Genomic DNA, 13111 nt, shown 5'->3' on the forward strand with positions numbered 1-13111 from the left:
AGGGCTTGAGTGGTGATACGGTAACGGTGTCGAAAACAAAAACCAAATAACCGAATGATGAGGTGTGAGAACATGCAGGAATTAAAACCAATCAAAGAAGGTAAAGTACGTGAGATCTATGACAATGGCGACAGTCTGATCATGGTTGCAACAGACCGTATCAGCTGCTTTGACGTAATTCTGAATAATGAAGTTACAAAGAAAGGTGCTGTACTGACCCAGATGTCCAAATTCTGGTTTGACATGACTGAGGACATTCTTCCAAACCACATGATTTCTGTAGATACCAAGGATATGCCGGAGTTTTTCCAGCAGGAGAAATTTGAAGGAAAATCCATGATGTGCCGTAAGCTGAACATGCTGCCGATCGAGTGTATCGTACGTGGATACATCACAGGAAGCGGCTGGGCAAGCTACAAGGAGAACGGTACTGTATGCGGCATCAAGCTTCCGGAAGGTCTGAAAGAATCCGACAAGCTGCCTGAGCCGATCTACACACCATCTACCAAGGCTGAGATCGGTGATCACGATGAGAATATTTCTTTTGAGCAGAGTATCGATCATCTTGAGAAATACTTCCCTGGAAAAGGACGCGAGTACGCAGAAAAACTTCGTGACAACACCATCGCTCTTTACAAAAAATGTGCAGAGTATGCACTCAGCAAGGGAATCATCATTGCAGATACAAAATTCGAGTTTGGTCTTGATGAGGACGGCAACATGGTCATCGGTGATGAGATGCTGACACCGGACAGCTCCCGTTTCTGGCCGGCAGAAGGCTATGAACCAGGACATGGCCAGCCATCTTTTGACAAACAGTTTGCACGTGACTGGCTGAAAGCCAATCCGGACAATGACTGGACACTTCCGCAGGAGATCGTGGACAAGACCATCGAGAAATATCTCCAGGCATACAAAATGCTCACAGGCAAAGAACTGGACTGAAAATAACAGCAGCTCTGAAATAGAACATACCTTACAAACCGCCCCGGACGCCCATTCCGAGGCGGTTTCTTTCTATATAAAATGTGATAAAAACAAAACAGTTGCAAGAAAACAGAGGGGTATTTATAATAAATACAGAAACCAGAAAATCCTGACAGATCAAAGGAGTGTGATTATGAGCAGGAAAGACAAGGCGAAAAAGAAAAAAACGGCAGGAGATTATGTTCTGACTCTGGTGCTGATCGTGGCAGTTGTGGTGTTCTGCTATGCTGCCTTTAACCTTTATCATATTTATACAGAGTATAAAAAAGGCACAGATGAGTATAACAGCATTTCAGAAATGGCAGTGACGGAGCGTGATCCGGATGCATCGGAAGATCTGGGACAGCCGGAGGAACAACAGCCGGTGGCTCCTATAAATGTTGATTTTGCATCTCTTAAAAGTATTAATGATGATGTGATCGGCTGGATTTATATGGAGGCACTTCCTCAGATCAGTTATCCGATGGTACAGGGCAAGGATAATAATATGTATCTTCACCAGACTTATGAGAAAAATTATAATTTTGCAGGAACGATCTTTATTGATTATGAGAATAAGAGGGATTTCAGTGACTGCAACACGCTGGTGTACGGACATAATATGAAGAATGGCTCCATGTTTGGAATGCTGAAAAAATACAGGGCAGACGAAACGCTTTACAATACCAGCAAATATTTCTGGATACTTACCCCGAAGAAGAACTACCGCTATGAGATCATTGCCGCATACACAACTTCGGTGAACAGTGATACGTATACCCTGTTTAAAGGTCCTGGTAAGGAATTTCTGGAATATGAGAAAAAAATGTTCAAGAATTCCGAGATTAAAACAGAAGCAGGTGAGGGTGAGGCGAATGTGAAAGATAAGATCGTTACATTGTCTACATGCACCGGTAATCAGGCAACACGTTTTGTTGTGCAGGGAAAAAGAGTAAACGCAGTGGATCCACAGTAGCCATTTTTTATGTGAAAAATAAGGGAGGAAGATTCATATGGAAAATGAAATAGGAAAATTACAGAAGATCATTGATGAGAGCAATAATATCGTATTTTTCGGCGGAGCAGGAGTTTCCACGGAAAGCGGGATCCCGGATTTTCGAAGCCAGGACGGGCTGTATAACCAGAAGTATGATTATCCGCCGGAGACGATCTTAAGCCATACATTTTTTATGCGCAGGCCTGAAGAATTTTTTAAATTTTACAGAGATAAGATGCTTTGTGATACTGCAAAACCCAATGCGGCACATCTGAAACTGGCAGAGATGGAGCAGGCAGGCAAGCTGAAAGCGGTGATCACTCAGAATATTGACAATCTTCATCAGATGGCAGGAAGCAAAAAAGTTCTGGAACTTCACGGAAGTGTTTACCGCAATCATTGTATGAAGTGTGGGAAATTCTATGATTTTAAGTATATGAAGGAGTCAGAAGGAGTTCCGAAATGTACCTGTGGTGGTATGATCAAACCGGATGTGGTTCTCTATGAGGAAGGTCTGGATGACTATACGATCCAGGAATCTGTAAGAGCAATTTCAGAGGCGGAGGTCCTGATCATCGGAGGAACTTCCCTGGCTGTGTATCCGGCAGCAGGACTGATCGATTATTTCAGGGGAAATCATCTGGTGGTGATCAACAAGGCGCCGACACCGAGAGACAAATATGCGGATCTTCTTATTAAAGAACCGATCGGAAAGGTGTTCTCTCAGATACGGATCTGATAAACTGCATAGCAGTTATCCGGTGCAGGGCTACGTAGTGAATGCGGATATTTTTATCCGTTTGACTAAAATATCCGGAAAAAAGAAAAATGAGGAGTATCAAATGGGATTAAATTATGAAGTAGGAGATATTGTCACACTGAAGAAGGCGCACCCCTGTGGCAGCAAAGAATGGGAGATCCTTCGTGTAGGAGCGGATTTTCGTCTGAAATGCATGGGCTGTGGACACCAGATCATGGTAGCGCGCAAGCTTGTGGAGAAAAATACACGAGATTTGAAAAAATTCGAAAAAAATTAAATTTATGCTTTACATCACGGGAAAGATATGCTAGAATCAACAATCGTGATATATTTCATATCCTTGCTCTTTGACAGGCAAAGGGCCAAAAGACCATAAGGAGGTTAAGACAAGCATGAACAAGTACGAGTTAGCATTAGTTGTGAGCGCTAAGCTTGAGGACGAAGCACGTGACGCTGTAGTTGAGAAAGCAAAAAGCTATATTACACGTTACAACGGCGTGATCACAGAAGTTGAAGAATGGGGTAAGAAGAAATTAGCTTACGAGATTCAGAAAATGCATGAAGGCTTCTACTATTTTATTCAGTTTGAAGCAGATTCTCAGTGCCCGGCGGAGATCGAGAGACATGTCCGCATCATGGACAATGTATTAAGATACCTGGTTGTCAAGAAAGAGGCATAATTTTTGCAGCGGATTTTCGAAAACACCATTAAGAACCTGTTCAGTTAAGTGAAATCTGAGATCATAAGAGAGGTAGAACGATGAACAAAGTAATATTAATGGGACGCTTGACAAGAGATCCTGAGGTAAGATATTCCGCAGGAGAAAATGCCCTGGCAATCGCCAGATATACACTGGCAGTTGACCGCAGATTCCGTCGTGACGGAGAAGCAAATGCTGATTTTATCAACTGTGTTTCTTTCGGACGGACAGCAGAGTTTGCGGAAAAGTATTTCAGACAGGGACTGAAAATTGCAGTTACGGGACGTATTCAGACAGGAAGTTATACGAACCGTGAGGGACAGAAGGTTTATACGACAGAGGTTGTTGTTGAGGATCAGGAATTTGCTGAGAGCAAAGCGTCAAGCGACAGCTATGCAGCATCTCATCCGAGAACAGAAGCAGCACCTGCACCGTCTATGCCAAGTCCGAGCGCAGCAAGCGCCGACGGCTTCATGAATATTCCAGATGGAATTGATGAGGAGCTGCCGTTCAACTAGAACATCTGATCAAGACAGATGAGACGAATAAGATAGGAGGAAACAATCATGGCTTACAATAGAGGCGAGAGACCAGATTCTCCGATGAAGAGAAGAGGCGGACGCAGAAGAAAAAAAGTTTGTGTATTCTGCGGTAAAGAGAATAACGAGATCGATTACAAGGATGTAGCAAAGTTAAGAAAGTATGTTTCCGAGAGAGGTAAGATTCTCCCGAGAAGAATTACAGGTAACTGTGCAAAACATCAGAGAGCACTGACAGTTGCTGTTAAGAGAGCACGTCATATGTCCCTGATGCCATACGTTCAGGACTAATTCCGATCATCCACAGGATCGTTGCCAGACAGATGAGCAGTCATCTGGATGGCAGCGGTCCTGTTTTTTATTTTCTGTGACGACATAAAGCTATAAAACGGACGTTTCCAGTCATGCAGTGTATGGCAGCGTTTTCCGGCTGTAACAGATTTTATCATAACTATGGAATTATAATAAGAAATCTGGTATAATGATAGATAACTTGTGGTTTTTATTACGTTGAGAACAGGAAAAAGCAATGAACAACAAAGTTAAATTTAAAGGGCCTATGAAACACTTCATGCGCTGGCCACTGTATCTTTCGGTTCTGGTGGTGCTGCTGGACCTGCTGGTGTTTATTGTAAGTGTGAAGGCCGGAATTCTGGTGTCTGTAGGTACTGTTATTTATATTTTTATCGCAGTACAGCTTTTCCGATATCACAAACCGCTGATCATCAATGATATGATAGCATTTGCCAATCAGTATGATGTGGTGGAAAAGAGGATGCTGGAAGAACTGGCACTTCCCTATGCCATTATGGATATGGAAGGCCGTATGATCTGGTCCAACCGGATCTTTTCGGAGATCACGGGCAGAGATCAGTTTTATAAAAAAAATATCAGCACAGTTTTTCCGGACATTACTCCGGACAAGCTTCCGGTAGCCGATGAGCTGGAAATTTCCGAGATGAGTACGCATTTCGGGGATCGGATCTATCGTGTGTCCATGCAGAGGGTGACCATGGGAGAAGTGGTAAGCCATGCAGATATTCTGGAGGATATGTCCCAGAATGTTAGCCTGATCGCCATGTATCTTTATGATGAGACAGAGCTTAAGGAATACATTCAGAAGAATGAAGATAATAAGCTTGTAGTAGCCCTGGCTTATCTGGATAATTATGAGGAAGCTCTTGAAAGTGTGGAGGATGTGCGGAGATCTCTTCTGATCGCACTGATCGACCGTAAGATCACGAAGTACTTTTCCAACTTTGACGGTCTTGTAAAGAAGCTGGAGAAAGATAAATATCTCCTGATCATGCGCCAGAGCTCGCTGGAAACTCTGAAGGAACAGAGATTCCATATTCTGGATGAGGTAAAGACTGTTAACATCGGAAACGAGATGGCAGTGACTTTAAGTATTGGAATCGGTCTGAATGCTTCCACTTATATTCAGAATTATGAATATGCCAGAATTGCCATTGAGATGGCACTGGGACGTGGCGGCGACCAGGTAGTGATCAAAAATGGCAATAATATCACCTACATTGGCGGTAAAGCTCAGCAGATGGAGAAATCCACCCGTGTAAAGGCCCGCGTGAAGGCCCAGGCGCTGAAGGAATTTATGAGTACCAAGGACCGTGTGGTTGTCATGGGACATAAGATCACCGACGTGGATGCTCTGGGAGCAGGCATCGGTATTTACCGTGCAGGCAAGACTCTTGGTAAGCCGGTGCACATTGTAATTAATGATCCGACCACATCCATCCGGCCTCTGATGAGTGGCTTTATGGAGAACCCGGATTATGAACCATCCATGTTTGTGGACAGTAATCAGGCCAAAGAGCTTGTGGATAATAATACGGTAGTGGTTGTAGTAGATACCAACAAGCCAAGTTATACAGAGTGTCAGGATCTTCTCTATATGACCAAGACTATCGTGGTACTGGATCATCACCGCCGTGGCAGTGAGGTAATACAGAATGCAGTTCTTTCCTATGTGGAGCCTTATGCATCTTCAAGCTGTGAGATGATCGCGGAGATCCTGCAGTATTTTGCGGATGGACTGAAGCTCCGCAGCATTGAGGCGGACTGTATTTATGCGGGTATCATGATCGATACCAACAATTTTACAACAAGGGCAGGTGTACGTACCTTTGAGGCTGCGGCATTTCTGCGAAGATGCGGGGCGGATGTGACACGTGTACGCAAGATGCTCCGTGACAATATTGATTCCTATAAGGCGAGAGCGGAGGCTGTCCGTACTGCTGAGATCTACCGGGATTATTTTGCCATTGCAAGATGCCCAAGTGAAGGTCTGGAAAGCCCTACCGTTGTAGGTGCACAGGCGGCCAATGAGCTTCTTAACATTGCCGGAGTCAAGGCATCCTTTGTTCTTACAAGCTATAATAACGAGGTTTACATCAGTGCCAGAGCCATTGACGAAGTTAATGTCCAGGTCATGATGGAACGGATGGGCGGCGGCGGACATCTGAATATTGCCGGTGCGCAGGTGAAAGACACCATGGATGAGACCGAGAGAATGCTGAAAGAAATTATAGACCAGTTATATCAGGAAGGGGACAAATAGAAATGAAAGTAATTCTTCTGGAAGATGTAAAATCCCTGGGAAAAAAGGGACAGATTGTAAATGTAAGTGACGGATATGCAAGAAACATGATTCTGCCGAAAAAACTTGGTGTTGAGGCTACTTCCAAGAATCTTAATGATCTGAAACTCCGTAAGGCAAATGAGGAAAAGGTTGCGCAGGAGAACCTGGACGCTGCCAAGGCATTTGCAGAGGAGCTTTCCACAAAAGAGATCATCCTGACCCTGAAAGTGGGCGAGGGTGGAAGAACATTCGGTTCTGTATCCTCCAAGGAAATCTCAGAGGCAGCAAAAAAACAGCTGAATCTGGATATCGATAAGAAAAAACTTCAGCTGGAGAATCCAATCCGGAACCTTGGTGTTACCAACGTTCCGGTACGTCTCCATCCGAAAGTAACCGGAAGTCTCAAGGTTTGGGTAAAAGAGGCGTAATCGATGGAAGAGGCACTGATCAAGAGGATTCTTCCTCACAGTATTGAGGCAGAGCAGTCAGTGATCGGTTCCATGATCCTGGACCGTGATGCGATTCTTGTGGCTTCCGAGATTCTGACCAGTGATGATTTTTATCAGAAACAGTATGGTATTATCTTTGATGCCATGGTAGAACTCTGTAATGAGGGACAGCCGGTAGATCTGATCACCCTGCAGAACCGTCTCAAGGAGAAAGAACTCCCTCCGGACATCAGCAGTATGGAATATGTCCGTGACCTGATCGCTGCAGTTCCTACCTCTGCCAATGTGAAATATTATGCCAATATTGTCAGTGAAAAGGCAGTTCTCCGCCGGCTGATCCGGACTACGGAAGAAGTTGCCAATGCCTGCTATCTGGAAAAGGACAGCACGGAGACCATTCTTGAGGAATCCGAAAAGAAACTGTTCAATATTCTGCAGAGAACAAACGGCAGTGATTATGTACCGATCCAGCAGGTTGTATTAAATGCAGTCAGTAACATTGAGAAGGCTTCCAAGCTGAAAGGCTCCGTCACCGGAATTCCTACCGGATTTGTAGATCTGGATTATAAGACCTCCGGTATGCATGCGTCCGACCTTGTACTGATTGCGGCGCGACCTTCCATGGGAAAAACTGCTTTTGTGCTGAATATTGCCCAGTATATGGCATTTCGTAAAGATGTGACCGTGGCGATCTTCAGCCTGGAGATGTCCAAGGAGCAGCTGGTAAACCGTCTTCTTGCCATGGAATCCCATGTGGATTCTCAGAATCTCCGTACCGGAAATCTGAAAGATGAAGACTGGACGAAGCTGGTGGAAGGTGCAGATATCATCGGTGGCTCCAATCTTATTATTGACGATACTCCTGGAATTTCTATTGCGGAACTTCGTTCCAAATGCAGGAAATATAAGCTGGAGCACAATCTTGGAATTATCATGATCGATTACCTGCAGCTGATGAGCGGAAGCGGAAAATCCGATTCCAGACAGCAGGAGATTTCCGATATTTCCAGATCTCTGAAAGCGCTGGCAAGAGAGATCGATGTGCCGGTGATCGCATTGTCTCAGCTGAGCCGTGCGGTAGAACAGAGACCAGATCACAGGCCGATGCTTTCGGATCTTCGAGAGTCCGGAGCTATTGAGCAGGATGCGGATGTGGTCATGTTCATCTATCGAGACGATTATTACCATAAAGATACCGAGAAAAAAGACATTGCAGAGATCATCATAGCCAAGCAGAGAAACGGCCCCATTGGAACCGTAGAACTGGTATGGCTGCCAAGGTATACGCAGTTTGTAAATATGAAAAAGTAGAGCCGTGCAGACGGAAAAATGAAATGCTGTCAGGATGAACACTTGTATTTAGCCTGACAGCATTTTGTTTTTCCGGCTGCACGGCTCTGCTGATAAGTCACATCCGGTAAAATTATGTCAACCGATTTTTCTTGCCATTTCCTGAATCCAGGGGTTATACTATAGACAGTAACAGTGAATCTCTACACAAGGGGGCGTTCACGATGGAAAAAAGATATACGGTGAGACAGGCTGTAACAATGACAGGCGTGAAATCTTATGTTCTGCGGTACTGGGAGGAAGAACTGGATCTTCGGATTGGGCGCAATGAACTGGGACACCGCTATTATACACCTTTTGATATCCAGCTTTTTCTTAAAATAAACGAGTTGAAAAACAGAGGTCTTCAGCTGAAAGCAATCCGAACGCTGATTCCGCAGGAAGCAAGAAATACTTATCCGTCAGACCTTGCAAAAACCGGCAGTGAAATCCTGGAGGGAGAAGCGGTTGAGATTGAAGATATTCCGGTAGGAACACCAGAAGAAGCAGCAGAAGACATGTTTATGGAGAAGCAGAAAACATCAAAGGAGCATAGAGAGGATGACAAAAAGATCCTCGAATTTCAGGAAATCCTGGAACGGCTGATCCATGAGGAAATGCAACGGAAAAAAGAAGGAGAATACAGGTGTCGTTCTTTGGATGAAGCCATCCGAAAGAAACAGCAGGCAAGAAGAGAGGCGGCAGCTGCCTGTGATGGAAAAAAGAATAAAAGAAACAGAAAAGGCTGCCGGTAAACCGGCAGCCTCATTCGTTACGGTAGCTTATCAAGCAAATGGTGCATTACTCAGCAGAGATAGCACCAACTGGACAGGCCTCAGCGCATGTTCCGCAGTCAACACAAGCGTCTGCGTCGATTACATAATGCTCATCTCCCTGAGAAATAGCTTCGTTCGGGCACTCACCCTCGCATGTTCCACAGCTAACGCACTCGTCAGAAATTACATATGCCATAATTGATATCCTCCTTTAAAATGGTGTATTGTATGTATCCCCTACCAGGGATTCTATTCCCATTCTAATATATATGTACAAAGAATACAAGTATAAATTTATATACAAAATAAAAATCAGAGAACCAGAGAAGCGCCGGTAAATAAAGGAAGCGATAAGGCGTTGATTCCCCTGGGATTTCGTATTATAATAGCAGAACGAAGTGGAAACATTTCGATAAATCAGTAAAGGAGAGTACGCACATGGCAAAGGTTACAAAGAGTATGCTGATCGGAGAACTTCTTACAGTAGACCCTAATATTGCACCAATCCTGATGCGGGCAGGAATGCATTGCCTTGGATGCCCGTCTTCTCAGATGGAATCTCTGGAAGAGGCAGCTATGGTTCATGGACTGGACGCAGATGTTCTTGTAGCACAGATCAATGATTTTCTCGGAGAGTAAGCAGTATCTGCTGTTTTACTGAAAAAAGACCGCTGTTGGAAATATGGATCAGCCATATCAGGGATGATCGTATTTCTGACAGCGGTTTATTTTTTGAAAATTTAAAGTTTAAGAAGTTTCTGAAGGGCATCATCTGCGATCAGTGTACCATGTTCACGAAGATAAGCCTCCGCGGCAGGAGTAAATGCACGACCAACTCCGTACTCAGAAAGAATGTTGCATACTTTATTAAACTCTTCCGGAGTGCAGTCAGACTGATGGAGAACAAGCTGGTATACTCCATCCTCGCCTTCGCGATAAAGGGTATTGTTTCCGGTAAAGAAACCGTTCATACCATGAGAAGCAGCGATAACATCGTCAAGTCCTGGGAAAGAGTACAGACGGATAAGCCGTACAGAATTCTCGGAAGCCTGTGAAGCATCCGGATTTTCCGGATTCGGTGATGCTGCGGGTTCGGATTTCTTTTCTTCCGGCTTCTGGGGAAGATTCTTAAGTTTGGATTCACAGAGTTTCTGGAAGATATCAATGATATTATCGGCTCCGTCAATCTCAACGGTATCCGAAGGCTTATTTCCTTTAAATGGAGCAAATTTGGAAAAACGGGTATCCAGTTCTTCAGGATCTTCCACCTTGGTGATGATAAGAATGATACTTTCCGCACTTACGGGAATTGCTTCGATCATCAGTGGAATGTTATCAGCTTCAAAACCAAACTGTATCTGAGCCTGCTGCATCATATCACGGAAGAGACGTTTGGCCTTCTCTGTTCCGTAAGCAAGTTCACTGATACGGATCTGGTGACTGTCCAGATCTTCCTTCGTCAGTGTGCAACGGATCTGATTGTCGTTGATCTTTTCTATTTTCATATAATCACATCCTATGGTCAATAAATTTAATCTTTTACATACTGTATTATATAACAGTTATATACAAGATGTAAAGATGCAGAATCTGATGAAAAAATAAAATTTCCGGATAAAAATAAATTTTTTTTTATAATCGGATAAAAGACTTGCATCTGAAAAGAAAAACGGTATAATAAAAACAGAAAAGCTGTCCGATCCATAGAAACAGGAAGACAGTAAAGATAGCTTAAAGTCATACTTTTTCTGAAGATAAGATCTCTGTGCAGATTTCATCGGCGTTTCTGCCGCAGCACAGAATAAATTTTTCCCCCTTTTTATTTATGTTTATGCAATATAAATTGGATCAGGACAGCTTTTCAAGAACCGTTGCTGGTGTTTTCTGAAAATCAAACCAGGAAAGGAGGTCGGGATACGGAAAATATATCACAGGTAAAAAAGAAATCCGCAAAAACCCTTCGCAGGGAACTAAAGCTTTACCGTGAAAACGGAGTTTCCCTTTATCTCAACGGTGAGCCCAGTACTCCGAAAAAAATCGCAAAAGCCTGTCAGATTGCGGAAGATGGAGTTTACATGCGGGATTATACGGAAGATGAAGAAGGCCATATTGCCTGTGTAAGCTTTGATTTAATTCGAAAAATGTAATACAACTTAAGAGAAAGCGGTTCCCCGGACGCAGAAGTTCCCCGGAACTCATACATACCATGTGGGGAACCGAAATTATAAAGAAACTGTGAAAATTTATTAAAAGTCGATTTTTGTAACGAAACGCAGAAGAAATATGTTATAATGAAAAAAATTATGACATTTATACCGAAAGGAAAAAAACAATGATAAAAAAACATATGCCGGTCCTGGTGGTATGTCTGCTGATCGTTCTGGTTTCTCTTATAGGAGGAGCCGTTTATGGAATTAACAAACTGATTCCGACCAGTAAGCAGATGGATCTGACAGAGTATTACGGTCAGAATGCAGATGGAGAGGCTTCACTGGTAGCAGGAACACAGAAACTCGAACAGAAAGCTCTGATCTCAGGAGATGAGGTTTATATTCCGCTGGATGTGGTAAATGGATATCTGAATCAGAGATATTATTGGGACAGTGCAAATAAAAAGATCCTGTATGCGACACCAACCAGTCTTACAGAGGAGGCAGCATCGGATCAGCCTGGCGGAAACGTATGGCTGAAGGAGAGTACTGTTTATCTGAAACTGGATTATGTGAAGAAATATACAGATATCGATTCATATATATATAAAGACCCTGCGAGAATAGCAATTCAGTATAAATTCAGCAATGTGCAGACGGTAACTGTAAAGAAGGATACCGTGATCCGGTACCGGGGCGGGATTAAATCCAAGATCCTGACAAAAACAGCAAAAGATACAGTTCTCAGGCTGATGAACGAAGGAGAAGACTGGGATCAGGTAGCCACAGATGACGGATATATTGGATACATCCAGAAAAAGAAAGTAAGTGCAGCGGATACAACCGACTATAAGCGGAGTTTTAAAGCTGAAGCTTATTCTTATTTTACGATGGATGAGCCTGTAAATCTTGCATGGCATCAGGTTACGAGTACAGACGCCAACAACTATTTCGCGGATACTACCCAGAATATGACAGGGGTGAATGTGATCTCACCGACCTGGTTCTCTGTTTCGGATAATGATGGAAATGTGAGCAGCCTTGCATCAGGGGAATATGTGATGCAGGCACATGAGAAAGGCCTGAAAGTATGGGGCCTGGTGGATAATTTCAGTGAGAATATGAGCACAACAACGGTTCTTTCCAATACAGCCGCAAGGCAGAATCTGGAGAACCAGCTGGTTACATATGCACTGAAGGCAGGTCTGGATGGAATTAATGTTGATTTTGAATCCCTGAGTGAGGATGTGGGAATCCATTTTCTACAGTTTCTGAGAGAACTTTCCATTCAGTGTCATGAGAATAATCTGGTACTTTCTGTAGATAATCCGGTTCCGGAGGATTTTACAAGTCATTATGACAGAGCGGAACAGGGAAAAGTTGTGGATTATGTGATCATTATGGGATATGATGAGCATTATGTAGGATCCGATGCAGGATCCGTGGCTTCTCTTCCATGGGTGGAACAGGGAGTCAAGGATACACTTGCGGAAGTCCCGGCCAAGAGAACTATTCTTGCAATTCCGTTTTATACAAGACTCTGGAAAACAACAGATGGAGGAGCTCTGACCAGTGAAGCAATCGGAATGGATCAGGCACAGCAGGCAATCAGTGATAATGGAGCGGAGACTTACTGGGATAAGACAACCAGCCAGAATTACGGAACCTATGAAGGAGACGGCGCTACATACCAGATCTGGCTTGAGGATTCCAAGTCGATTGCGGAAAAAGTAAAACTTATCCCCAAATATAAACTGGCAGGCGTGGCGGAATGGAAACTGGGATTTGAGAACAGTGGAATCTGGAGCGTCATTACAGAAAATCTGTCCTGACAAAAGAAAACAA

16 protein-coding genes are annotated in these 13111 nt (G+C 43.7%); 14 read left to right on the top strand and 2 right to left on the bottom strand.

The window, feature by feature from the left end:
• Positions 1 to 72 precede the first annotated feature (72 nt).
• The 11 genes from GPK81_RS00200 (at position 73) to GPK81_RS00250 (ending at position 9095) form a co-directional block, all read left to right on the top strand.
• A complete protein-coding gene (locus tag GPK81_RS00200; RefSeq protein ID WP_021977093.1) occupies positions 73 to 945 on the top strand; it encodes a phosphoribosylaminoimidazolesuccinocarboxamide synthase in 873 nt (290 codons plus the stop codon).
• A gap of 175 nt (positions 946 to 1120) precedes the next feature.
• Entirely contained in the window at positions 1121 to 1942 is an 822-nt protein-coding gene (srtB, locus tag GPK81_RS00205; RefSeq protein WP_021977094.1) for a class B sortase, read from the top strand.
• 37 nt (positions 1943 to 1979) lie between these two features.
• Positions 1980 to 2702, top strand: a complete 723-nt coding sequence (locus GPK81_RS00210; RefSeq protein ID WP_021977095.1) for an NAD-dependent protein deacylase — start codon at positions 1980 to 1982, stop codon at positions 2700 to 2702.
• A gap of 103 nt (positions 2703 to 2805) precedes the next feature.
• Positions 2806 to 3000, top strand: a complete 195-nt coding sequence (locus tag GPK81_RS00215; protein ID WP_021977096.1) for a DUF951 domain-containing protein — start codon at positions 2806 to 2808, stop codon at positions 2998 to 3000.
• Positions 3001 to 3115: 115 nt separating this feature from the next.
• Complete coding sequence (gene rpsF / locus GPK81_RS00220) at positions 3116 to 3403, top strand: 30S ribosomal protein S6 (protein WP_021977097.1); 288 nt, start codon at positions 3116 to 3118, stop codon at positions 3401 to 3403.
• Positions 3404 to 3483: 80 nt separating this feature from the next.
• Complete coding sequence (locus GPK81_RS00225; RefSeq protein WP_021977098.1) at positions 3484 to 3942, top strand: single-stranded DNA-binding protein; 459 nt, start codon at positions 3484 to 3486, stop codon at positions 3940 to 3942.
• Positions 3943 to 3990: 48 nt separating this feature from the next.
• A complete protein-coding gene (rpsR, locus tag GPK81_RS00230; RefSeq protein WP_021651398.1) occupies positions 3991 to 4254 on the top strand; it encodes a 30S ribosomal protein S18 in 264 nt (87 codons plus the stop codon).
• Between the two features lie 238 nt (positions 4255 to 4492).
• Positions 4493 to 6541 carry a DHH family phosphoesterase gene (locus GPK81_RS00235; protein WP_021977099.1) on the top strand — a complete coding sequence of 683 codons (2049 nt, stop codon included), beginning with the start codon at positions 4493 to 4495 and terminating at the stop codon, positions 6539 to 6541.
• 2 nt (positions 6542 to 6543) lie between these two features.
• Complete coding sequence (rplI, locus tag GPK81_RS00240) at positions 6544 to 6990, top strand: 50S ribosomal protein L9 (protein WP_021977100.1); 447 nt, start codon at positions 6544 to 6546, stop codon at positions 6988 to 6990.
• Between the two features lie 3 nt (positions 6991 to 6993).
• Entirely contained in the window at positions 6994 to 8322 is a 1329-nt protein-coding gene (dnaB, locus tag GPK81_RS00245; protein WP_015527183.1) for a replicative DNA helicase, read from the top strand.
• Positions 8323 to 8525: 203 nt separating this feature from the next.
• Complete coding sequence (locus GPK81_RS00250; protein ID WP_021977101.1) at positions 8526 to 9095, top strand: MerR family transcriptional regulator; 570 nt, start codon at positions 8526 to 8528, stop codon at positions 9093 to 9095.
• A gap of 46 nt (positions 9096 to 9141) precedes the next feature.
• On the opposite strand, the gene GPK81_RS00255 is transcribed toward GPK81_RS00250, so the two are convergent.
• A complete protein-coding gene (locus GPK81_RS00255; protein ID WP_015527180.1) occupies positions 9142 to 9312 on the bottom strand; it encodes a DUF362 domain-containing protein in 171 nt (56 codons plus the stop codon).
• 242 nt (positions 9313 to 9554) lie between these two features.
• Between GPK81_RS00255 and GPK81_RS00260 the strand changes: the two genes are divergently transcribed.
• Positions 9555 to 9755 (top strand): DUF1858 domain-containing protein, encoded by a 201-nt coding sequence (locus GPK81_RS00260; RefSeq protein ID WP_015527179.1) that lies wholly within the window; start codon positions 9555 to 9557, stop codon positions 9753 to 9755.
• 101 nt (positions 9756 to 9856) lie between these two features.
• On the opposite strand, the gene GPK81_RS00265 is transcribed toward GPK81_RS00260, so the two are convergent.
• Positions 9857 to 10621 (bottom strand): adaptor protein MecA, encoded by a 765-nt coding sequence (locus GPK81_RS00265; protein WP_215706335.1) that lies wholly within the window; start codon positions 10619 to 10621, stop codon positions 9857 to 9859.
• Positions 10622 to 10993: 372 nt separating this feature from the next.
• Between GPK81_RS00265 and GPK81_RS00270 the strand changes: the two genes are divergently transcribed.
• The gene (locus GPK81_RS00270) at positions 10994 to 11263 is read left to right on the top strand and encodes a hypothetical protein (RefSeq protein WP_242996938.1); all 270 of its coding nucleotides are present in this window, start codon (positions 10994 to 10996) and stop codon (positions 11261 to 11263) included.
• A 185-nt stretch (positions 11264 to 11448) separates the two neighbouring features.
• Positions 11449 to 13098 (top strand): glycosyl hydrolase family 18 protein, encoded by a 1650-nt coding sequence (locus tag GPK81_RS00275; RefSeq protein WP_118062769.1) that lies wholly within the window; start codon positions 11449 to 11451, stop codon positions 13096 to 13098.
• Positions 13099 to 13111 lie beyond the last annotated feature (13 nt).

The sequence above is a fragment of the Blautia sp. MCC283 genome (assembly GCF_018785565.1).
Taxonomy (GTDB): domain Bacteria; phylum Bacillota; class Clostridia; order Lachnospirales; family Lachnospiraceae; genus Blautia_A.